21 protein-coding genes, 1 rRNA gene and 3 pseudogenes are annotated in these 23,132 nt (G+C 36.5%); 19 read left to right on the top strand and 6 right to left on the bottom strand.

Features of this window, described 5'->3' with window-relative positions; translation table 11 throughout:
- Window positions 1-16 precede the first annotated feature (16 nt).
- Window positions 17-163 carry a hypothetical protein gene (locus tag D5R40_RS35635; protein WP_161564932.1) on the top strand — a complete coding sequence of 49 codons (147 nt, stop codon included), beginning with the start codon at window positions 17-19 and terminating at the stop codon, window positions 161-163.
- A 186-nt stretch (window positions 164-349) separates the two neighbouring features.
- On the top strand, window positions 350-517 hold the full coding sequence (locus D5R40_RS42725; protein WP_124147757.1) for a PEP-CTERM sorting domain-containing protein: 168 nt from the start codon (window positions 350-352) through the stop codon (window positions 515-517).
- Window positions 518-1,099: 582 nt separating this feature from the next.
- On the opposite strand, the gene rrf is transcribed toward D5R40_RS42725, so the two are convergent.
- The 3 genes from rrf to sufR form a co-directional block, all read right to left on the bottom strand.
- Window positions 1,100-1,216: ribosomal RNA gene (gene rrf, locus D5R40_RS19885) — 5S ribosomal RNA — on the bottom strand.
- Window positions 1,217-2,035: 819 nt separating this feature from the next.
- Window positions 2,036-2,401: an NDH complex assembly factor CRR9 gene (locus D5R40_RS19880; protein ID WP_124155094.1), complete on the bottom strand. Its 366-nt coding sequence runs from the start codon at window positions 2,399-2,401 to the stop codon at window positions 2,036-2,038.
- 389 nt (window positions 2,402-2,790) lie between these two features.
- The gene (gene sufR / locus D5R40_RS19875; protein WP_124147753.1) at window positions 2,791-3,552 is read right to left on the bottom strand and encodes an iron-sulfur cluster biosynthesis transcriptional regulator SufR; all 762 of its coding nucleotides are present in this window, start codon (window positions 3,550-3,552) and stop codon (window positions 2,791-2,793) included.
- A 153-nt stretch (window positions 3,553-3,705) separates the two neighbouring features.
- On the opposite strand from sufR, the gene sufB reads away from it, so the two are divergent.
- From sufB to D5R40_RS19845, 7 genes and pseudogenes are all read left to right on the top strand, one after another.
- Window positions 3,706-5,142, top strand: a complete 1,437-nt coding sequence (sufB, locus tag D5R40_RS19870) for a Fe-S cluster assembly protein SufB (protein ID WP_124147752.1) — start codon at window positions 3,706-3,708, stop codon at window positions 5,140-5,142.
- A gap of 304 nt (window positions 5,143-5,446) precedes the next feature.
- Window positions 5,447-5,692 (top strand): annotated as a pseudogene (locus D5R40_RS39845) (four helix bundle protein); the annotation flags it as partial.
- 188 nt (window positions 5,693-5,880) lie between these two features.
- Complete coding sequence (sufC, locus tag D5R40_RS19860) at window positions 5,881-6,663, top strand: Fe-S cluster assembly ATPase SufC (RefSeq protein ID WP_124147751.1); 783 nt, start codon at window positions 5,881-5,883, stop codon at window positions 6,661-6,663.
- Window positions 6,664-6,668: 5 nt separating this feature from the next.
- A complete protein-coding gene (gene sufD / locus D5R40_RS19855) occupies window positions 6,669-8,030 on the top strand; it encodes a Fe-S cluster assembly protein SufD (RefSeq protein WP_124147750.1) in 1,362 nt (453 codons plus the stop codon).
- Window positions 8,031-8,306: 276 nt separating this feature from the next.
- Window positions 8,307-8,435: a hypothetical protein gene (locus D5R40_RS41295; protein WP_282433650.1), complete on the top strand. Its 129-nt coding sequence runs from the start codon at window positions 8,307-8,309 to the stop codon at window positions 8,433-8,435.
- 75 nt (window positions 8,436-8,510) lie between these two features.
- Entirely contained in the window at window positions 8,511-9,773 is a 1,263-nt protein-coding gene (locus D5R40_RS19850) for a SufS family cysteine desulfurase (protein ID WP_124147749.1), read from the top strand.
- A gap of 393 nt (window positions 9,774-10,166) precedes the next feature.
- Window positions 10,167-10,544 carry a DUF4177 domain-containing protein gene (locus D5R40_RS19845; RefSeq protein ID WP_124147748.1) on the top strand — a complete coding sequence of 126 codons (378 nt, stop codon included), beginning with the start codon at window positions 10,167-10,169 and terminating at the stop codon, window positions 10,542-10,544.
- Between the two features lie 296 nt (window positions 10,545-10,840).
- On the opposite strand, the gene D5R40_RS19840 is transcribed toward D5R40_RS19845, so the two are convergent.
- Entirely contained in the window at window positions 10,841-11,314 is a 474-nt protein-coding gene (locus D5R40_RS19840) for a hypothetical protein (RefSeq protein WP_124147747.1), read from the bottom strand.
- 520 nt (window positions 11,315-11,834) lie between these two features.
- Between D5R40_RS19840 and D5R40_RS19835 the strand changes: the two genes are divergently transcribed.
- From D5R40_RS19835 to D5R40_RS19815, 5 genes are all read left to right on the top strand, one after another.
- The gene (locus D5R40_RS19835) at window positions 11,835-12,065 is read left to right on the top strand and encodes a DNA cytosine methyltransferase (RefSeq protein WP_161564758.1); all 231 of its coding nucleotides are present in this window, start codon (window positions 11,835-11,837) and stop codon (window positions 12,063-12,065) included.
- Window positions 12,052-12,219 (top strand): hypothetical protein, encoded by a 168-nt coding sequence (locus D5R40_RS19830; RefSeq protein WP_240039202.1) that lies wholly within the window; start codon window positions 12,052-12,054, stop codon window positions 12,217-12,219. Before D5R40_RS19835 ends, D5R40_RS19830 begins: the two co-directional genes overlap by 14 nt.
- A 39-nt stretch (window positions 12,220-12,258) precedes the next feature.
- Window positions 12,259-12,897 (top strand): type II restriction-modification system restriction endonuclease, encoded by a 639-nt coding sequence (locus D5R40_RS19825; protein WP_240039201.1) that lies wholly within the window; start codon window positions 12,259-12,261, stop codon window positions 12,895-12,897.
- Window positions 12,898-13,408: 511 nt separating this feature from the next.
- Window positions 13,409-14,692: a Vgb family protein gene (locus tag D5R40_RS19820; protein WP_124147745.1), complete on the top strand. Its 1,284-nt coding sequence runs from the start codon at window positions 13,409-13,411 to the stop codon at window positions 14,690-14,692.
- 681 nt (window positions 14,693-15,373) lie between these two features.
- Window positions 15,374-15,994, top strand: a complete 621-nt coding sequence (locus tag D5R40_RS19815; RefSeq protein ID WP_124147744.1) for a class II aldolase/adducin family protein — start codon at window positions 15,374-15,376, stop codon at window positions 15,992-15,994.
- Between the two features lie 198 nt (window positions 15,995-16,192).
- Here D5R40_RS19815 and D5R40_RS19810 read toward each other — a convergent pair whose 3' ends face one another.
- The gene (locus D5R40_RS19810) at window positions 16,193-16,480 is read right to left on the bottom strand and encodes a XisI protein (protein WP_375339393.1); all 288 of its coding nucleotides are present in this window, start codon (window positions 16,478-16,480) and stop codon (window positions 16,193-16,195) included.
- A gap of 230 nt (window positions 16,481-16,710) precedes the next feature.
- Window positions 16,711-16,914: pseudogene (locus D5R40_RS19805) on the bottom strand (element excision factor XisH family protein); the annotation flags it as partial.
- 508 nt (window positions 16,915-17,422) lie between these two features.
- Here D5R40_RS19805 and D5R40_RS19800 point away from each other — a divergent pair.
- From D5R40_RS19800 to D5R40_RS35630, 5 genes and pseudogenes are all read left to right on the top strand, one after another.
- On the top strand, window positions 17,423-17,908 hold the full coding sequence (locus D5R40_RS19800) for a TerB family tellurite resistance protein (RefSeq protein ID WP_124147742.1): 486 nt from the start codon (window positions 17,423-17,425) through the stop codon (window positions 17,906-17,908).
- Window positions 17,909-18,287: 379 nt separating this feature from the next.
- Window positions 18,288-18,374 (top strand): IS1/IS1595 family N-terminal zinc-binding domain-containing protein, encoded by an 87-nt coding sequence (locus tag D5R40_RS42720; RefSeq protein WP_375339394.1) that lies wholly within the window; start codon window positions 18,288-18,290, stop codon window positions 18,372-18,374.
- Window positions 18,375-18,406: 32 nt separating this feature from the next.
- Window positions 18,407-18,856 (top strand): annotated as a pseudogene (locus D5R40_RS19795) (cytochrome P450); the annotation flags it as partial.
- 555 nt (window positions 18,857-19,411) lie between these two features.
- Window positions 19,412-22,771 (top strand): glycerol-3-phosphate acyltransferase, encoded by a 3,360-nt coding sequence (locus tag D5R40_RS19790; protein ID WP_124155093.1) that lies wholly within the window; start codon window positions 19,412-19,414, stop codon window positions 22,769-22,771.
- A 1-nt stretch (window position 22,772) separates the two neighbouring features.
- A complete protein-coding gene (locus D5R40_RS35630; protein ID WP_161564757.1) occupies window positions 22,773-22,952 on the top strand; it encodes a hypothetical protein in 180 nt (59 codons plus the stop codon).
- The last annotated feature ends 180 nt before the right edge of the window (window positions 22,953-23,132 follow it).

Here is a 23,132-nt window from a genome sequence, read left to right as displayed (position 1 = left end):
GTGAGAAACCCAATAATTGGAAACCGTCAGGAAAGAGAATAAAGCGATGCAGCGCGGTCTTGGGGGTTTCCCCCATGAGCGACTGCATCAAGACAGCGTGGTTTGTATAGAACAGGTAATAATTGGTGTATTAATGCAGACTGTAATGGAGCTGCAAATATAATCACAAAAGTAAGCAGAAAGCTAGGGTTAAACTTAAGCCAACTGTGTAGGGGCACTTTGACTTGTCCCCAAAGAGTATATCTTTGGTCAGCTAAGAAGAAACGGAGCAACACGGATTTATCCTGTTGCGTAGTATCTGCTTAGAATCCCCGTGACTTAAGTCCGGGGAGTAGTCAATGATGATAGCATTACTATTACTACTCCTAATTTACCCTTTCAAAAGGAAACAAGAACTCTCAACTTTGAGATTGAGACAACTTCCCTTGAATCTACCCCCGAACCAGGCAGCATCCTAGCCTTACTTGGCTTAGGACTAGGTGGATTAGTGGCTCGTAAGAAAGGCAAAGTAGAGTAGTGGACCGACACACCTAATTTTCGGGGTTGGTGATTAGGTAATGCCATTACATATTTATGAACGGTACAATTATAGTTTTTTCATAGATATTTGAGACAAAAGCATTACGCATTCACCAATGCCTAATTTTCGGCGTTGCTTAAATGTAATGATAATTAGACATCTACTCCACCCATAGGGAGTAGGCAGCTTTGCTGTAGGCAGTAGGGAACCCACCCGCGGGCCCCGACCGTGGAGGGGAAAGAATTGATAATTTCTTTGGGATTATAGATATTGATTTTTGATTCTTGGAGATGTATATTATACGACGGATTGTTAAATACCTTTCACAATCTAAATTTTATATCTAAATTTTATCAGTCTACTACTGGACTGACACATCTAATCTAATAATCTAAAATGGTGCGTTACGACGGATTGTTAAATACCTTTCACAATCTAAATTTTAGCCGTCTAACGCACCCTACAAGTTTTGCACACTTTTAGCTGTGCCATATATAATAGACTTCTCTGATTTTCTTTTTAATTCACTAAAAAACAAAGGTTCTCTCGTATCGTTGAGAGAACCTTCGTTTATATTTAACCTGGCATCGCGCTATTTTACCGGGCAGCTACCCGCCGAGTATCTTCGCCACCATAGCGTTTAACTTCCGAGTTCGGGATGGATCGGAGTGGGTCCACTACGTCATAGACACCAGGAAAAGCTAATAATTAGATATATTAATTATTTTATTTTTTTCTAACCGTTTCAGGTGTTAGGTGCTTTTTTTTCCTGACATTTATTACTATAAATATCTTTTTCAGAAATGTCAACCCCCTAAGCAAATTTTTTTTAATCTCTGAATTTCCGGCCAAGGGGAGTAGGGGAGCAGGGGAGAAATTCAGATAAATCTTAGATTGTTTCCCTGTTATACACCTTCTAAAAATCTAGACAATCCTAAACACGCTCTTCATCGGTGATGTTGAGCGAAATTCCTGCTCACTCGTCCATAAGTCTACTGGCAAAGAAGGTTAATGTTCTGCTCAAACACATTGAGTTTAGAATTCCCTAGGGGGGTTTTCGTCAAACACGAAAAGTCGAGTGCCAAACACTCCATAATTGTTGCTAAAATTCTTTTCTCCTAGCAGACATATGTAATAATAACACAGATTAATGGCATAAAAACATAGACATTTTGTAGATATAAGTATTGGATAGTCCATGTTTTGAAGCTTTAGCAAGCAGCAGTAAGTATATAGAACCCTTTTGATATCTTTGCACGCGGTATGTGCTTTTGGCTCAGGTCTTTAGGTAGGGCAATCATCAGATTGGCCACGTACAGGAATCAGAAGTTAGGATATTCAGTTAGAGAATAGGGGAAAAAAGTTGAAATTTTCTCCCATCTCCCCATCTCCCCAAATTCCCCTCCTGGGAGGGGTTAGGGGTGGGGAGATGGGAAAAAAGTTGAAATTTTCTCCCATCTCCCCATCTCCCCAAATTCCCCTCCTGGGAGGGGTTAGGGGTGGGTCCCTATCTCCTCATCTCCCCTCTTTCTCATACCATTTAACCACCTGTTGCACCGTCAAATCTTGGAGTGGTACACCAAATTCTTGAGAAACCTCTTTTAAAGGACGTAACGAGGAGATGACTAACCTAGTAAAAAAGCTCTCAAAGTTAGCATCTACATCTAAATGTTCCTTAATATTCTCGTCCTTTTGAATCCAAGTAGTTATTTGCTCTGAGGGTATTTCTTCTGGAGCTAAACCTGTTTCTTCTGCTATTTGCTTCAGACACCTCAATGAATAAATGGCCAGTCGCGTTGAAAACTTGTCTTTGGAAGTTAGGAGCGCCCCATCAACTTGAGCAGATTCCTCCGCTGTTAAAAATTCCATAGATTGTTGCATATTAATTTTTGATTTTATATTTTTTTATTAAGGATCAAAGGGAAGTTGCTCACACTGATTATGGCACGGATACAGGGATAGGGAAGGGAGTAGGGAGTAGGGGAGTGGGGGAGTAGGGGAGTGGGGGAGTAATTATAGAATGGTAAACACATATCATATTTATCAAAATAATATCGGTATAAAACCCCGCCTTGACTGGCGAAATATTTTTGGAACCTTGCTCAAATCCTCATTACAAAAATAACTTCTGAGTTCTGAGTTCTGAGTTCTGAGTTCTGAGTTCGTTAAATAACCGGATTCTATATCAGAATTAGACACTCATTTTTATAGCAAGGAACAAGAACAAGTTGTTTAGGACAGAGACTGATGATAAAGGAAATGTTTCCCCCCTATTCCCTATTCCCTGTTCCCTGTTCCCTGTTCCCTCTCTTAGTTATTAAATAACCACAACGATGTTCTCCATTAACAATCCAATGAGTTCTCTCCACAGTACAATCAGGCAGTACAGCACCAAACATCTCTAATTCATGGCCACAAACACTGGGGAAAGATTCGGCCACACTGGAGATAGCACAGTTGTGCTCCATAAATATGTAGCGTTCAACGGGCAACTGTGGTTCTCCTATTTCTGCTGAGGAAGCTGAATCACTTTTGACTTTTGAATTCTGAATTTTGAGCGATCGCTCGTCCACTTCCTGAGATTCTACAGGAGACCACTCTGCCATGAAACCCTCTGCTTTGCGGAGTTCTACTAAATGGGCTACGCGTTCCTGCACTTTTCCTGTCCCTAATAGTTGGCGATAGTGCATTGCTTTACGCTGCCATTGTTTGTGGAATACTTGACTGAGTTGGTCCTGGCCAATAGTTTCGGCTAAGGTGTCAAGGAAGGAAACGGCAAATTCATCATAATTATGGGGAAAGCGATCGCGTCCTTGAGTTGTTAATTGATAAATATGTTGTGGCCTTCCCATCCCGGTTTGTACTGACTTATATATAATCAGTCCTTCTGCTTCTAAGTCTTTTAAATGGCGACGTATAGCTTGGGGACTAATTTCTAAAGATTCTGCCAACTCTAAAGCGGTGGCTTGAGTTCGCTTCATTAAATGTTGTAGGATTTCTTGTTTGGTCGAATTTTGTTGGGTAATTTCCATTTTGTCAAAAAAAAATATTTAAATTGGACTTTGACAATATCATTGTTGTTAATGTAACCTAAAATAGACTTAAGCAACAAATAAGTTGTTTAAGTGGCTGCTAAAGGCCATCTAAATTACTAAAGAAGTAAATATAACTAGGAAATAAATACAATGACTGCTAAAGTAACAACCTTAGTTAATCAACCTTATAAGTATGGTTTCGTTACCGATATCGAATCAGAAACTATTCCTCGTGGACTGAGCGAAGATGTAATTCGTCTGATATCTGCTAAAAAAAATGAGCCAGAGTTCATGCTCAACTTTCGTCTGAAAGCATATCGAAAGTGGCTACAAATGAAGGAACCAGTATGGGCACAGGTTGACTATCCACAAATAGATTATCAAAATATTATTTACTATTCTGCACCAAAAGTTCAAGATAAGAAGAAAAGTCTGGATGAAGTAGATCCTACTTTGTTAGATACTTTTGAGAAACTTGGCATTCCCCTTTCGGAGCAGAAGCGTCTGAGTAATGTTGCGGTTGATGCTGTATTTGATAGTGTTTCTGTTGCGACTACTTTTAAGGAGAAACTTGCTGAAGATGGTGTGATTTTTTGTTCTATTTCTGAAGCAGTGCAGGAATATCCAGAGTTGGTGGAAAAATATCTTGGTAGTGTTGTACCTGTAGGGGATAATTTTTTTACTGCTCTTAATTCTGCTGTATTTAGTGATGGGTCTTTTGTCTTTATTCCTAAAGGTGTAAAATGTCCGATGGATCTTTCTACTTACTTCAGAATTAATAACGGAGATGCTGGTCAGTTTGAGCGGACTTTAATTGTTGCTGAGGAAGGTAGTTCAGTAACATATTTGGAAGGTTGTACTGCTCCAATGTTTGATACTAACCAACTTCACGCTGCTGTAGTTGAACTTGTCACTCTTGACAATGCTGAGATTAATTATTCGACGGTGCAAAACTGGTTTGCTGGTGATGAAAATGGTAAGGGTGGTATTTATAATTTTGTGACTAAGCGCGGTTTGTGCAAGGGAGTAAATTCTAAAATTTCTTGGACGCAGGTAGAAACTGGTTCTGCTATTACCTGGAAATATCCTAGTTGTGTTTTGGTGGGGGACAACTCCGTGGGAGAATTTTATTCTGTTGCTCTGACTAATAATAAGCAGCAAGCAGATACAGGTACGAAAATGGTACATATTGGCAAAAATACTCGCAGTACAATTATTTCTAAGGGTATTTCTGCTGGCAACTCTGCTAATAGTTACCGTGGTTTGGTGAAAATGGGGTCTGGTGCTAAGGGGTCGCGGAATTATTCTCAATGTGACTCAATGTTAATTGGCGATCGCGCTCAAGCAAATACTTTTCCTTACATTCAAGTAGATAATAATACTGCTAAGGTTGAGCATGAAGCTTCTACTTCTAAAATTGGGGAAGACCAACTTTTCTATTTTACTCAACGGGGAATTTCTGCTGAAGATGCGGTGTCTATGATTATTAGTGGTTTTTGTAAGGATGTTTTTAATGAGTTGCCTATGGAATTTGCTGTTGAAGCTGACAAATTATTGAGTTTAAAGTTGGAAGGAACAGTGGGATAATTAATAATTAATAATTAATAATTAATAATTAAGAGCTGATTTGTAAACTGAGTTGAAGCTCATTTATACTATTGGTTTGCGGAAAATTATGTCCTGGGGGATAGTGTCAAATTCTTGCATTGTAAAGCATTTATCCTCTTAATATTTACTTTGTAAATCAGCTCTAATAATTATTAATGGATAATTGCTAATTATGAAAAATAATGTAGTCAAAGAAAAATTATTTGCATTTGCACTACGAATTGTTAAACTGTCAAAACACCTTAATCAAGAGAAACAGGAGTATGTTTGATCAAAGCAATTACTTCGTAGTGGTACAGCAATTGGTGCTTTGGTGCGTGAAGCTGAATACGCTGAAAGTCCTGCCGACTTTGTACATAAAATGGCTATTTCTCTAAAAGAGGTCAATGAAACTCTGTATTGGTTAGAGCTATTACATCAAGCAAATTACATTGATGTCAAAGGGTTTGACTCAATTAATCAAGACTGCATAGAACTCTTAAAACTTCTGACAGCTATTGTCAAATCGACCAAATCAAATAATTATTAATTATTCATTATTAATTATTCATTATTTACGGATGACGGCTATTGTTAAATCGACCAAATCAAATAATTATTAATTATTCATTATTAATTATTCATTATTTACGGATGACGGCTATTGTTAAATAGGCAAAATCAAAAAACCAATAAAAAGTTATCAATTATTCATTATAAATTACAAAAGAGGTATATATGATTAAAGAAAATAGCGAAGTTATTTTATCTGTTAAAAATTTAACTGCTAATGTAGAAGGAAAAGAGATTCTTAAAGGCTTAAATTTAGAAATAAAAGCTGGAGAAATTCATGCCATCATGGGGCCAAATGGTTCCGGTAAAAGTACTTTTTCTAAAGTATTAGCAGGTCATCCTGCCTACGAAGTTACAGGGGGAGAAATTACATTTTTAGGCAAAAATTTATTAGAAATGGAACCTGAAGAACGTTCATTAAATGGCATTTTCTTGGCATTTCAATATCCCCTAGAAATTCCTGGAGTTAGTAATTTAGACTTTTTGCGAGTTGCTTATAACACTAAACGTAAACATCAGGGATTAGAAGAATTAGACGCTTTTGATTTTGACGATTTGGTGCAGGATAAATTAGATATTGTCAAGATGAAACCAGAGTTTTTAGACCGCAGTGTAAATGAAGGCTTTTCTGGTGGAGAAAAAAAGCGAAATGAAATCTTACAAATGGCATTGTTAGATCCAAAATTAGCAATTTTAGATGAGACTGACTCAGGGTTAGATATTGATGCTTTGAGAATAGTAGCAAATGGAGTAAATGAATTAGCAAATGAGTCAAATTCTCTGTTAGTAATTACTCACTATCAACGTTTATTAAACTATATTGTGCCAGACTTTGTTCATGTAACAGAAGGCGGTAGAATTATTAAAACTGGTACAAAAGAATTAGCATTAGAATTAGAAGAAAAAGGTTACGATGATTTGATTGAAGAGGCAAAAGTGGGAGTGTGAAAAGTATGCAAGTTTCTGTAAAACCAGAGATATCTTATTTAGACAAGTTACTGAAAGAGTGTTGTAAAGGAGTATCTCCAACGGTACCGCCAGAATTTCCTCTAGATGGAAAAATGGCAAGTTGGTTACAGCAAGTACGCGATCGCGCAGGAACCTGGGTGCGTGAGTTGGCCTTTCCGACAAAGCAAGATGAAGAATGGCGGTTTTCTGACTTGTCTGCAATGATGAAGTTAAATTTTCAAGCACCTGCACCAGTAAATTTGGATGCTTTGAATATTACTCCTTTTATTTTGCCGGAAGCAACAGACAGTCGGTTGGTATTTGTGAATGGGGTATTTGCACCAAAGTTATCATTAGTCGAAGGTTTGACAGATCGAGTGTTTGTCGGAAACCTAGGGCAGTTACCTCCCGAATATCAAGACCGCATCGGAGATTATTTGGGGCAACAACAGGGAAGTAAAGAAGTATTTACATCCCTAAATACTGCTGGTTTAACTGATGCAGCAGTGGTATGGTTGCCAAAAAATCAAGTTGTAGAAAAACCAATACATCTATTATTTATTGCGACTCAGACTGAAATTCCGATTTTGACTCAGCGTCGTTGTTTAGTAGTAGCGGAGCGTAACAGTAGTGCGACAATAATTGAGCATTGTGTTACGGCAGAAGTTATTTGTCCGGAAGCACCCACTTCTCGCCCCTATCTGACAAATACAGTTACAGAAATATGGGTAGAGGAAAATGCGGAAATTAATCATAGCAGGGTGCAGCGAGATGCAGGAACAGCATTTCATATCGGCAAAACAGCGATCGCTCAAGCGAAGAATAGTCGTTATACTTGCAATGCTATCCATTTAGGGGCAAAATTATCTCGTCATAATTTAGAAGTTTCTCAAATGGGCGAGGGAACGGAAACTAATCTTTATGGTTTGGCATTTATTGGGAATGAGCAAGAAGCAGATACTCACAGTGCCATTATTTTGAATCATCCCAATGGTGTAACTGAGCAACTTTATAAGTGTATTGTTGATGACAAAGCACATTCTATATTTAATGGCAAAGTCTATGTTTCTCAAACTGCACAGTTGACTAATGCAGCTCAGTTAAATCGTAATTTGTTACTTTCTTCTGGTGGGAGGGTTGATACAAAACCGCAATTAGAAATTATTGCTGATAATGTTCAATGTTCCCATGGTGCAACTGTTAGTCAGTTGGATGATGATGAAGTGTTTTATTTACAAAGTCGAGGTTTGAATGAAGAAGTAAGTCGTAATTTATTAATTGATGCTTTTGCAGCAGAAATTATTAACAAGTTGCCCTTACCTTCTTTGCAAAATATTTTAAAACAATGTGTTGCTTGTAAAGTGTAAAAGAAGGAAGAAGGAAGAAGGAGGAAGGAGGAAGGTGAGTTAAAAAATTGATTGAGACTTATTACTCCTTGGAGATTAATTCCTCCTTCGGTGTAGTAAAGTTTCAAAGAGAGTAATAAGGAAAAAGTAAAAAGAAGGAACTAAGCAAGTGAGCTAAAAAGTTGATTGAGACTTATTATACCAATTCCTAAAAGTAACGCTATACTTGGGTAAAATTTCAGTTATTAACTAATTAAAACAGACCGAATCACCTTTTTGCTAAAAATAGCCCAGTTAATGTTAATTATTCTTACTTTTTACTTCTCCCTAACTCCCCGACTCCCCGACTCCCCTGCTCAACAAAATGTAGAAAAGTTTTTGATAAATGGTATTACTCCTTGGGGACTAATTCCTCCTTCGGTGTAATAATGAGTTAATAACTCATAGCTGATAGCTGATAGCTGATAGCTAAATGCTTACTAATAACTGATAGCTGAAAAAATGACTATTATTCAAGAAAAAACACTAGGTGAAAAAGTACGGGAAGAATTTCCGATTTTAAATCAGGAAATAAATGGTAAACCACTGGTTTATTTAGATAATGCTGCTACTTCACAAAAACCTCTAGCAGTTATTAATGCTTGGCAAGAATATTACCTGAAATATAATTCTAATGTGCATCGTGGTATTCATACCTTAAGCTCAAAAGCAACAGATGCTTATGAAGGGGCAAGAGATAAAATAGCTGCTTTTGTCAATGCAGCATCTCGGAATGAAATTGTTTATACTCGAAATGCTAGTGAAGCAATTAATTTAGTCGCCTATTCTTGGGGTTTAAATAATCTCAAAGCAGGAGATGAAATTATTGTCTCAGTTATGGAACATCATAGTAATTTTGTTCCCTGGCAAATGGTTGCTCAAAAAACTGGAGCAGTTTTAAAATTCGTAGAGCTAACCAAGACCGGAGAATTTGATTTTGAACAATATAAAACTCTAGTTTCAGATAAAACAAAATTAGTAGCAGTTGCCCATATTTCTAATGTTTTAGGCTGTCAAAATCCAGTGCAAGAAATCTGCGCGGTCGCTCATCAAAATAGAGCAAAAGTATTAATAGATGCTTGCCAAAGTGTACCTCATATAAGAGTAGATGTACGGGAAATAGATTGTGATTGGTTAGTAGCTTCCGGTCATAAAATGTGCGCTCCTACTGGTATTGGTTTTCTCTATGGAAAATTAGAATTATTAGAGAAAATGCCTCCATTCTTAGGAGGAGGCGAAATGATTTCCGAGGTATTTTTTGACCATTCCACCTATGCCGAATTACCTCATAAATTTGAAGCAGGAACACCAGCTATTGGAGAAGCGATCGCTCTTGGTGCAGCAGTAGATTATCTGACAAATATAGGTATGGAAAAAATCCATAATTATGAAGCAGAATTAACTACTTATTTATTTGAAAGATTGAACCAAATTCCTGAAGTTACTATTTATGGGCCTCAACCAAATGAGAAAGGTGAAAGTAGGGCAGCATTAGCATCTTTTACTGTAGAAAAAATTCATCCCAACGATTTATCAACAATGTTAGATGAAGCAGGTGTAGCAATTCGTTCCGGTCATCATTGTGCCCAACCTTTACATAAATATTTGAATATTTCATCCACAGCTAGAGCAAGTTTATCTTTTTATAATAATCGTAATGATATTGATGCTTTTATTGTTGCTTTGAAAGAAACAATAGAGTTTTTTAGCAATATTATGGGTTGAGAGAGGAGTCAGGAGTCAGGAGTCAGAAGTCAGGAGGAAAGAAAGAAGTAAGAGGAGGAAAAGGAGAAAGATACAGTAGGTTGGGTTAAGCGTAAGCGCAACCCAACAAATACCTAAACCAAACCTACATTAACAGTTATTTTTCACTCTTAAATTTATGGTTATGGATAGCTCTTAGAAGTTAAAAATGCGAAATATTATGACCGGAGCATAGTTGATTATATTTCTTTGTTTAAGCAGAAATAATGTAAGTTATGCTAATGTCCTATGTGTTGAATTTTGTTCCTCAACCCAACCTACAAAAGTGAATATAGAATTAAATCATAATTGTAAGAAACCCTTCTGCTTTCTGCCTTCCTTCCACTAAAGTGTAAATATTCAAGCAGACATGATATGAGAGACTGGAATCTAAATAAACTTATAGTTATTAACTTAATTGTTTTGAATATTGCGATTATTTGTCTAGCGGTGGCGTTAATTTTTTCACCTAATAAAACTTTGGCAACTTCCATTGCTAAAACTACACCTAAAATAGAACAAAAAATTGAGGCGATCGATTCAGAAAAGTTAAGTCAAGGTAGAGGTAGAAAATATGAATATAAGGTTGAATATCAATTTGGTTTTCCTCAAAGTAATGAAGAAAGAGACCGCTATATAGAAGCTTTAAACGATGCGGGTAAAGATGGATGGGAATTAAGTCAAACTGATGTGGTTTTTAATCCTTCTAGTGGGCGAGGATTATATATTCTGATATTTAAAAAAGATAAATAGTTGAAGAAGGAAGAAGGAAGAAGGAAGGGATGATTATTTATAAGTTATATCAAGTCTCATTAATTAGCAATAATAAAAATCTTTTCTCTGATAAATTTATCCCTTTTCCCTGTTCCCTAAAGCAATAAAACCTTGTAATTCATCAACTCGATAACTGCTGTAATTAATCCTATTTTTGGGGTGCGTCTCATATTTGCAAAAATACTTTTTTCCTATATATTCCCTATTCCCTGTTTCCTGTTCCCTGTTCCCTAAAAGCGATAAATTTTTGGCTTTATTCAAAATTGAGATTCACCCTATTTTTGGGCTGTCACTTCAATAATTTCTGTATCCATAATCATCTTACTGTTACTGACTAAATCTTCGTGTTTATTCGTATTTAGGGTAACAGTTATTTTATTGCTGCCTGGGTCTAAATTTCCCAGATAATACCAATTGCTATAAATTCTAGTAATTTTTTTGTCATTGATATATAAATGAGCATGACCTTCATTAGGATTACTACTTTGATTTACTGTTTCCGGGGCAAACTTAAAGTTAGTTAGCTTCAACTCTAAATTCCATCCTTTCATAGTATCCTTATAAGCAACTAAATCAACTTCAGGAACTGGTTTATCTGCTGGAATTTCTATTTTTTTATGACTATGACCCATACCCCCATGAGACTCATCAGCAATTAGATTGTTACCAGAAGAATGAACTGTTTTAGCAATTCCTAATCCCGCAGTTACAATTAGTATGATTGATGTGAGTTTTAATAATTGTTTCATCCTTGTTTTTCCTTTATTTTATAATTTTTAATTTTTTTATAATGGGTAAGGGTAGTTAAAATGTCAAAAGACAAGCCGTCATACTTGAAAATTTAGAACGTAGGAAATAGTTTAAACACAAATTATATTATGTCCGTTTTGATAGTTAGTTAGGTTGAAAGTTTGAGATAGCGATCGTTATTTCATTAAAAAGGGGATTTCAACCCCTCCTAAAATTAAACGACAACCTAGAAGTTGGGGGTTTAAACCCAAGTTTTCAGCACGCTAAAAGCTGAGTGCTGTTTGCAGAGCATTCCGGTACGGAAAATGCTGATAGCTAGTTAAAAGGAGGTAAGCATTCAGCTATTAGCACTAAGCAGTCAGCAATTAGTAATGAGTAATTACTTCTAAGGTTTAGGAAGGGGAATTTGCCAGTAACTTTTATTCTTTCTCAATTTTAAAGGTTGCTTTTATCTTCCTCAAAATTAATAGCTGATAGCTAATAGCTGACGGCTGAATGCTTACAAAAGGAGATAATAAATTGAATAATATTAACACACTCAAAGCCATAGAATTATTTTCTGGAATTGGTGGATTTTGTTTAGGAATGAAAGCTGCAAATATTGAAACTATTTGGGCTAATGATATTAACGAACTTTGCTGTCAGGTTTATCAAAGTAATTTTGGTAGTGACTCAATAGTATTAGGTGATATTAATAAAATTCAGATATCAAACATTTGTAGAATATGCTCGCTTAATGGGATTTCTTGATAATTGGTGTCGGGTTGCTAAAATTTATCACCAATATGCTTTATATGGTAATTCAGTTGTGCCAGATTGTGTAAAATGGATATGTCAAAGAATAGGCAAACAAAACTTTAAATTTAACCATCGGACTTGGCAACAATTAACATTATTTAGTTAATTCAATACTAATAAATATATGAAATAACTGACACTATCATTGTTTAAAACTGAAGCAGCAATTTTTGTTAGAGAATTAACTGTTAGACCAATTTTTGATTTGTACGGTATTACCGATGGTAAAGCAATAGGAACTTATGTAGAACAAGCATTCAATAAATATTTAATATCCAAATATTTATATACTCCAGGGAGTGCAGCTAGTGGGATAGATTTTCCAGAATTAGAAGTAGATTTGAAGGTAACTTCTATTCGACAACCACAATCATCTTGTCCGTTTAGAGATGCTAGTCAAAAGGTTTATGGATTAGGCTATCATCTACTTGTCTTTGTGTATGAAAAAATAGATAATCAAGAATTACGAGCAGCAAGTTTAAATTTTAAAAGCGCGATATTTGTAGCCAAAGAAAAAACAGGAGATTATCAAACAACACGAGGTTTACTAGAAATTATTAGTCGTAATGGTAATGAAGATGATGTAATAGGATTTTTAGAAGATCGTAACCTTCCTTTAGATGAAATAGGACGGGAAATTTTGGCTGAAAGAATAATAAAAGAACCTCCACAACAGGGTTATATTACTATCTCTAATGCTTTGCAATGGAGATTACAATATAGAAGGATTATTGAACAAGCAGAAATTGGAAATATAGCTGGAGTGGAAAATATTCTAGGTTAAAATATCTATCAAATATAGCAGAAGGAAAAAGAAAGAAGGAAGAAGGAAGAAGGAAGAAGGAAGAAGGAAGAAGGAAGAAGAAAAAATATTGCTTTGTCTGAATTTTAGGCTTTTAATATGTCCTAACCTTTCCTTCGACTGCTATAACAGGTCATTTCAGTTATCAGTTATCAGTTAGCCTCCTTCGGAGGAACTGCGGACTTCAGTAACTCTGCAATAAGGAGGCAAGAAAATACGGAATTATCTTTTTTTTATCCCCAATGATACCCGCTCTAAAAGCACATCATTAAATAAACTCAAGATTATCAATTTGAAAATATCTAGAAAGATGCAAAAATGAAAATATCTAAATAGGATTTGCTGATTTTTTCCAAGCAAGTCATAAACATAGGAAAATCTCCACAAAAATTATTCAATTATTGCTAAATAAAAAGCAATAAAATACAAAAACTTGCCAAATAAAAAGACTTGTGCATTAATAACTAAGATATCCCGAATAAATACATGACCTATGCTAGAAATTAGTGACTTATTTGATGAAAACCTTTATCTAAATGTTAACCCCGAAATTGCAGAAGCAGTAAACAATGGCATCGTACAAAGCGGCTTTGACCACTTTATTCGCTTCGGTCAATTTGAAGGGCGAGACCCCAGTATTTTTTTTGATACTAACTTTTATTTAACCAATAATCCAGATGTTGCTGCCTTAGTTCAACAAAACTCAATCACTCCCATTCAACATTTTATTCAAGTCGGTCAATTTGAAAATCTCGATCCTAATTCTCAATTTAATACCGATATTTATCTCCAAGAAAATCCAGATGTTGCTGATGCAGTTCAACAAAACTTATTAACTACCATCGAACATTTCGTTAATTTTGGTATTGCTGAAAATAGATTATTTTCCCAAAATTTTATCGGCACAATATTTGATGTAGTTGTTACAAGTGCAGCTAATAATGGTAATGATGCAGCCATTCGTTTTGATGGTTTAACTGGTCGATTAATTGGTGAATTTCCTAATGGTGGAGAATTAACCGACCCCAGAGATATTGTACAAGAAATTGATGGGTCTAATACTGTTTTAATTAATGGTGGAAATGACAATGTTTTACGCTTCGATGCCACTACAGGAAACTTCATTGAAACATTTACTGAATTTCCCGAATTAAATGGTGGAGGTGCCGTTTTTGGACCAGATAATAATTATTATGTAGGGGCGCGATCGCTAGGTTCAATTGTACGTTTCAACGGTCAAACTGGAGATTTTATTGATGAGTTTATTCCCTCAGAATTAGTAGATTTTCCCAGAGGTTTTGTATTTGGTTCCGATGGCAATTTTTACTTAGGAAATGGTGCCGACCCAGCAACAGGTGGTGGCGGTGGAACAGTCATTCAATATGATGGTCTTACGGGTCAAGTATTGAATCCTAATTTTGTCAATGACCCTGAATTAAGTCCCCTAGATGTGATTAATGGTCTGGATGGCAATATCTATGTCAGCAGTGAATTTCCTTTTGGTCAGGATGATTCGGTAGCTAGTGTTCGCGTGTATGATGTTGAGACAGGAGCGTTGTTAGATGTACTTGATGCTGGTTTAGATGCAGAGGAAGTGCCAATATTGGATGCCCCAAGAGGGTTAGGTTTTGGACCAGATGGTAATCTCTATGCTAGTAGCACTGGTACTGGTAGTGTGGTTCGTTTTGATGGTGCAACAGGTGACTTTATAGATGTGTTTATTGAGTTTCCTCAGTTGAATGGTCAAGCATTAAATTTCGTTCCTGCGGAAAATTAAGCCATCTAATTAGTTATGATACAGTAGGTTGGGTTGCGCTCCCGCTTAACCCAACAAATACCAAGTTGGACTTATACAAAGAAATTATATCAAATCCGGTAGCATTGGTGTAATTAGATAAAGAATGTGGAGACCCACCCCTAACCCCTCCCAAGAGGCGAATCTGGGGAGATAAAATCCCAGGAGGAGAATGTGGGGAGATCAAGAAAGATTTGGCAATGGCGCTTGTGATGTAACATTTTTTTATACCTAATTAACCAGATTTGATATTAGACTTGTCGCTTTATAACTTAAAAAATCCCCAAAAACTTTGTTCTGTAAGGATTGTAGCTATTGGCAACCAAAAAATCTGGGAATTATTGCTCTGTCTAGGTTGGAACGATTTTTTCCCTCTATTTAGCGACAACTCTATTATATATAGTCAGGAAAAACTATGCGGACATAATCTAAGTTTTGCTAATGTCTTATCTATTAGACGTCTCCAGAAAAGAGGGAATAGGGAATAGGGAATAGAGAATAGGGAACAGGGAACCCACCCCTAACCCCTCCCAGGAGGGGAGTAATTGATAATTTATGGATAAGAATTGATTTTATTTTTGATTTTGGAGATGTCTATTGGGTTTTGTTATTCAACCCAACCTACATTAATGATATTAACTGTTATTTTTCACGATTAAATTTATGGTTATGGATGAGGGAGTAATTAAATATAATTGTCATTGGGTTAAAGAGGAACCTGTGACAAGCGATAGCATTACTGATTTAATGAAAAAGCGAGATTTTATGTACTCGTTAGGATTAATTGGTGCTTATGAAAATGGCATTGGTTTTGGTAATGTTAGTCAGAGAATAAATGACTCAAATCAGTTTATTATTACTGGCACTCAAACCGCCCATTTAGAAACTTTAGGACCGGAATTTTACACGGTAGTTACTGATTTTAATATTGAGGAAAATAGCCTAACTTGTTGCGGACCTGTTAAAGCTTCTTCTGAATCTTTAACTCATGCTGCTATCTATTATTATCAACCAGAAATTATGGGTATTATTCATATTCATAATTCTCAGCTTTGGCAAGGACTTATGTATAAAGTTCCTACTTCTAATCAAAAAGTACCTTATGGTACTCCACAAATGGCAAAAGAAATATTTCGTTTGTTTGATGAGGAGAAGTTAGGAGTAGAAAAAATATTAGTAATGGCAGGTCACGAAGATGGGATAATTTCTTTTGGGAAAGATTTAGATGAAGCTGCTAATATTTTGTTGAATTTTGATCGGACATCTCTAGAAAAGAGGGAGTAGAGCAGTAGGGAAGTTGCATACAACGTCCGAGAACGGGAAGTAAACATAAGAATAATTAACAATAACTGGGGTGCTAAATTTAATCTCGCCCTGCTCCCCTACTCCCCACCCTCTTTAATCTAATTACACCGATGCTACCGGATTTGATATAACTCCTGAGTCCTAAGTCCTGAGTCCTGAGTCCTGACTCCTAAAGACTTATCCATACCCACTATGTTGACGAATCTCTGGAGGATGAAAAGCAAGTACAATTCTATGCTTCGGTACTCCAGCACCAACAAGTTCATCCGTAGTACCATCTTCAATACCATCGTAGTGAATCCAAATTTTATCATTGCGGATTTCAGCATGGACAATAGTACCATATACACGGCGACTATCCTCCCATCCTTCATGGACTAACAGAAAATGGTTGCGATCGCTACTAATGATCGTGTATGTTTTCACATCACCATAGCAGTAAGGAAGATCGGCGTAGTATTGCAAAATTGGCGTTGCTGATTTGAGGTATGAAATTCAACTAGTGGTAAATTTTCAGCCAAAACAATACTGCAAATTATACCTATTTCTTCCTAATTTAATCACCGAAAAACTTGTTTCTACCTACTCTGCTGACTCGGTCCTCCTGACTCAGTCCTCGGTCTTCCTGTGAAATCATACATTTATTCAGCAACGCCGCAAAATTTTTATGAGTGTTTCACGCCATTTTTCCAGGTCTAAGAGTTGATTTGTGGTTTCCATTGAATAATTTCCTCAATCTTGGCATCAAAAACAAACAGACGAAAACCAGGTTCTTCTAATAAAAGTTGTCCAACTTCCTCCTTAAAAAAGGTTTCAAAAATATTGCGCTTGACTGCTAAATATATTTGACGTAATGGGTCTTGTTTCTTGAGAATTCTACTATATAAAAAGAATTGCCCCCATGCTTTTTCAGGCGTTGCTTAAATGTAATGATAATTAGACATCTACTCCATCCATAGGGAGTAGGGAGTAGGCAGCTTTGCTGTAGGGAAGCCACCCGCGGGGCCCGACCGTGGAGGGGAAAGAATTGATAATTTCTTTGGGATATAGATATTGATTTTTGATTCTTGGAGATGTCTATTAGCTGAAGGTAAAATTGAAAAACTGATGTTTTGCGCCCAAAGTTAATCTCAAAATCATTATAGCGCTGTGCGCAGGCAACAGCTCATCTGGCAACAGGCAGCAGGGGGAATAAAAAACCGATAATATAAGACTTTTAGCTCTTGGACACCTCTTGTAATTTGTAAATATGCCAGCGCACATTGCTATACCACTCAGCAACGCCCTTTTTCAAGTTCATTAACTAATTCCTGTTCCCTGCTATACGAACAATATAAACTTGACAAAATGAATCAATATCAAATATAGTTAAAGACGCTCAAAACTATAGAGTAAAAGGAGTAAAATATGAGTGGTGGAAAAAGCCTCCAACCGACAAAATATGCCGAACATCGGTATAAGATCAGTGCACCAATTGATTTTGATGTGGCAGTGAACTACGGTGGTGCATTAATGGCGATCGCTGGAGCAGATGGCGAATTAGCAGAAAAAGAATTCCAGTGGTATATTGATGAACAAGAACTTTTGTTCGTAGACTCTACGGAGTACATTGAAACGCTACGCAAATTCGATTGGAAAAATGCTAGCATTGAGGATATGTTGAGTGGTATCAAGTACGATTTTCCTCTGAATTTTCGCCGTTCCATGTTATACCAAGCGATTAAGATGAGTCGAGCTGATGGAGTTTACCAAGAAAAAGAAAAAGCTGCTGTGGCTAAAGCAGCAGAAATTTTAGGAATTGACCGTAGCATGGTTATTAGCATTGAGTCATTAGCTGAAATGGAAGAAGCGACCGAGCGACTGCGACTTGCTTTATTTGAAACGGAAGTTTAATTCTTCTTTAAACCTGTTTATAGAGGATTTTGATATGTCGATCTTATGGGTAAGTATATCAAAATCCTCAATTGTGTTTTAGAGTTAGTCTAACTGCATTCATAGTTTGACTAACTCTAAAACACAATTGAGGATTTTGATATGTCGATCTTATGGGTAAGTATATCAAAATCCTCAATTGTGTTTTAGAGTTAGTCTAACTGCATTCATAGTTTGACGGCAGATAATATCGATCATTTTTTCATATTGCGATTACATTCAAGATTGCTCTCAAGAATATCTATATAGAATGAGTATAGCGCTACGCGCAAGTCAAAAGTCAGAGGTAGTTCTGCATAGTAATGGTAATATATTCAAATAGGTTAATAAAGTTAAGTTTGTGGAGATCAATTGTCCTGAGTGCCAGTCTACTAAAATCATTAAATATGGACATACCCACGATGGTAAACCTCGTTTCCGTTATTAGGAGAAAATAACAACTTTAGTCAGTTTTCACCAGCAGATTTGAAACAGATGATTTTTCTGGAAGCTACAATTAAAGAAACTCTCCGCACTTTACCGCCAAGTCCTACTGCTAGTCGTCGGTTAACTCAATCTGTTGTAGTGGATGATATTCTCTACCGGAAAGGTTGGACTTTGATTGCAGAACCTAGAATTGCTCATATTATACCTGAATATTTTGAGCAACCAGACAAATTTGAGCCAGAACGTTTTTTGCCAGAACGTGGTGAGGGTAAAATGTACGAATTTATCCCTTTCGGTGGTGGTGTCCACGCTTGTTTGGGAGCGCAGATGGCAATGTTAGTTAGTAAAGTGTTTGTATCTCATTTACTACAAATGTTTGATTGGCAACTGATGGGAGAACCAAAGTTTGTTCAGTTTCCTATCAAGAGAATTAAAGACAATTATCAAATAGAAATTAAATCTATAGCAGGGAATAGGGAATAGTATTTATCTGTCTAAGGTCGATCATTAATCTATGTGTTAACCAACTCGTTCCTTACTATAGAAATCAAAATTAAATACAGTGTATTTCATATTAGTAACGTACACCAGTCGCGGGCAAGATGCCCGCACTACAAACATTTTACCGAAAAATTATGGATGGGTTTCCTAACCATATCCAATCGAGCAAGAGGAGAAAAAAATTCCTTTTAATCTAATCCTCTCCTTGAAAAGAAGAGTTCATTAATGGATAATGGATAATTACTTTTGGTTAAAACCTTTCTTGATTGAATATAAGGAATATTTTCTTTTTTTTTCCCTTAAAAGAGGAGTCTTCAAGGCGCAAATTATTTAATTATTCCGTCATTCTAAATTCCCGCATTCTAAATTATTGAACATTCATATTTTTACCGAAAAATTGTGGTTGAAAGCCTCCCTTTTCAAGGGGATAATAAATAAAAATTTTCATGATTAGTCAATCCTCTTCTTTTCAAGGAGAGGTAATTCTGGCATTCGCGCATTCTAAATTATTGAACTCATTTACCTGCAATTTTCTGTATGTATATATTAGTCTTAGTATTGTTTCTAGCTATCTGTTTTTGTCTCGGAGCTCTCCCATTTACTGGTTTAATAGTTAAAATTCTGGCAAATATCGACCTCAAAAAAGTTGGTACGGGTAATGTTAGTGTGGCAGCAGCGTTTACTCACGCGCCAAAACCAGTGGCAATAACAGCAGTATTAGCGGAAATAGTTAGAGGTATTGCGCCAGTTTTAATAGCAAAAGTCTTATTTCCAGAGATTTTTGCCTTGCAGTTAGTGGGATTAATTTTATTAGTCGCAGGTAGATATTTTATTGCTAAAGGTGGAGGTGTTACTAATGCTAGTTGGGGAGTTTTGGTTTATTCTCCTCTGGTGGCATTGGGTTCGGGAATTACAGGTTTTTTAATATTAGTAATAGGAAAAAAAATATTTCCTCAAAAAAATCAAAATATCCGACAATGGGCAGCTCGTCTGGGATGTCTCAGTAGTTTTTTATGGGTGTTATTATTTCGCCAGGAGGCATCTTTTTTTGAACTTTTCGCAGCATTAGGATTAGCAATTTTATTAGTAGTAATAAATCTGAGGCAAAGTGATGATATGGCTTTAAAAAAACAAATTCTATTTTCTCTCGATAGTGAACTAGATGCCAAAATATGTGGCGATAAAGCAGCTAGATTAGCTCAATTGAAAAAAGCTGGTTTTAATGTTGTTAAAGGTTTTGTTTTACCTGCAACTGAAGCAGATACTCAAGGAAATTTGGATAAGGGAATTGATTCTTCACTACTTAATATCTACTTCCCTTCATCAGAGCTGGATAAAAATAAAATGTCTATTAATTTTCCCCTAATTGTTCGTTCTTCTGCTGTGGGGGAAGATAGCGATAATAGTTCGGCAGCCGGACAATATCAAACTATTTATCCGGTGAAAAATCAAACGGAATTATTAGAGGCAATTAATATTTGTCGTCAATCTTATTGGTTGCCAGAAGCTGTTGCTTATCGTCGGCAAAGAGAAATTCCTGATGCAGAAATGGCAGTATTAATTCAGCCTTATATTATTAGTCAAGTTGCTGGAGTAATGTTTACTCGTAATCCTTTAGATGGTGGCACCAAAATAATTATTGAAGCTCTGCCAGGCGGTGCAGAAAAAGTTGTGGGTGGGCAGTTTAGTCCGGTACATTTAGAAATTGTTGAAGAAGGAAGAAGGAAGAAGGAAGAGGGAAGAAGGAAGGAAGAAAAAGGAAAAGGGAAGAAGGAAGAGGGAAGAAGGAAGGAAGAAAAAGGAAAAGGGAAAAAGTTGATGGTTACTCAAACTTCAGAAGAAGGAAGAGGGAAGAAGAAAGAGGGAAGAAGAAAGGAGGAAGAAAGAATAGGGAAAAAGTTGATTGTGACTCAAACTTCAATCAATTTTAAACAGCCTGTAGACAATGTGGATGACGAGGTATTAAACTCAAAAGAAAAAGATAAAAATCAATCTTTAGAGCAAGTAAAAAATCAGGATATTTTACCTGAAAAAATTATTCAAGAATTGGTAAATCAAGCAGAGGCTATAGAAGTCTTTTTTCATGGTTTACCCCAGGATATTGAATGGTGTTGGGATGGTGAAAAAATTTGGATTTTACAAAGTCGCCCCATTACTAATCTCAGACCAATTTGGACGCGAACTATTGCAGCAGAGGTAATTCCTGGGGCAATTCATCCTTTAACTTGGTCGATAAATCGTCCTTTGACTTGTGGAGTTTGGGGAGAAATTTTTACTATTGTTTTAGGGGAAAAGGTAGCAAAATTAGATTTTACTGAAACGGCAACTTTGCTCGGTTCCCATGCTTATTTTAATGCTACTTTGTTAGGGGAAATTTTTAGAATGATGGGATTGCCGGAGCAGGGTTTAGAGTTTTTATTACGAGGGCAAAAAATGGGAAAACCGCCTTTAGGAAAAGTTTTGCCTTCTTTGCCTGGTTTATGGCGATTGATTCAAAAAGAAATGGCTGTTGACCGCGAATTTGAACGAGACTATCATCAAATTTTCATTCCCGCTCTACAAAGTTTAGAAAATAATTTCAAACAAAATTCATCTCAGTCTTTATCAGAATTATTAGACCAAGCAGAACAAATTCAAGCATGGTTAAAACCGATTACTTTTTATAATATTTTGGGTCCCATAGGTTTGGCGATTAGGCGATCGCTCTTCCGAGTTTCTGAGGAATGGCTACCTACTGATACTGCACCAGAAATTATTTCGATTCGAGAATTACAAAGGTTAGCCGTTAAGTTAAAAATGGCAACTAAATCTGATGGGGAAATAGAGGCAGAGTTTGAGCAAAATCAGGAATTACAAAGGGAGTTTCAGCAATGGTTGGAAAGTTATGGTTATTTGAGTGAAGTTGGTACGGATATTGCCGTGGCAACTTGGGGAGAAAAGCCGGATAATTTCCGTGAGTTATTATTTGCAATGGCTCGGAAAGGTGAGGGGGAAAAAGATAATTTTAAAGAGAGTTTTTCGGTAAGGTCTTTAAACTTGTGGCAGAGGTGGCGACTGGCGCAATGTGCAAAACGTGCGATAACTAAGGGGAAAATTGCTGAGGTTTATGGGAAATTTTTGGCTTATTTACGACTGACGTTTTTAGCAATAGAAATAAAAGTCAAAAGTCAAAAGTCAAAAGTCAAAAGTGATGAGCGACAAGAAAATTTAGAAGTTAAAAGTCAAAAGTCAAAAGTCAAAAATGATGACTTACAAGAAAATCTAGAGGTTTTTGAAGAAAAGGGTGATATTTTTTATTTGGAATTTGAGGAAATTCGGCAATGGATTTTAACAGTAGGTTGGGTTGAGGAACGAAACCCAACAAAAGAATCCCTCCTAACCCCCCTTGAGAAGGAGGGGATGTTTAGCGATCGCCTCCTTGATCGGGCAGGAATGTTTAGCGATCGCCTGCTTGGACAACTTATCTGTGAAAGAAAGGAACAGTTGGAAAAAGACCGCGATCGCCTAGTTCCCTCGGTAGTTTACGGCAATGTCTTACCACAGGAAAATCCAGAAATTGCAGCGACTGCTGAGAATGCCTCTATTTTGTCAGGTATACCTGCAAGTGTCGGTTCTGTGGAAGGTTATGTGAAAGTTTGTCGTAGTGCAGGAGTGAGTATTGCTGAAGGCGAAAATCCCATTATTGTTGTGCCTTATACGGATGCAGGTTGGGCACCATTATTATTGAAGGCAAAAGGTATTATTGCTGAAGTGGGGGGACAGTTATCCCACGGAGCTATTATTGCGCGGGAATATGGCATTCCAGCAGTAATGAATGTTTCTGGAGCGATGACTCGTTTACAGGATGGGCAAAAAGTTAGGGTAGATGGGTATCGGGGGACGGTGGAATTGTTGTAGAGTGTGGGGAGTGTGGGAAGTGTGGGAAGTGTGGGGAGAGAGGGAAGAGTTGGAAAGGGAGAGCGATCGCCTATTTTCTATTCCCTGCCTTTACCAACAGACTTTTTCCGCAAACCCTAATTATCAATTATCCATTATCAATTATCCATTAATGAATTCTATCCCAGGAACTTTTCGATAGATTAATTCAATCTGACAATTAAAATGTACACTAGCAAAATTAACTTTTTCTCCCCTATTATAAGTGTGAGAAATCCAAATTCCTTGTTCATTTTTCCGAAAACATTCTATATTCATCTGAGACTGATATCATGTCCGTTTATATCGTTTGTGTAAACCCAAGGGTGAATATCTACAGGAA

Origin of the sequence: Okeania hirsuta (genome assembly GCF_003838195.1) — a bacterium.
GTDB classification, from domain to species: domain Bacteria; phylum Cyanobacteriota; class Cyanobacteriia; order Cyanobacteriales; family Microcoleaceae; genus Okeania; species Okeania hirsuta.
Note: the sequence above shows the minus strand (reverse complement) of the source record. Positions and strands in the feature narration are given on the sequence as shown.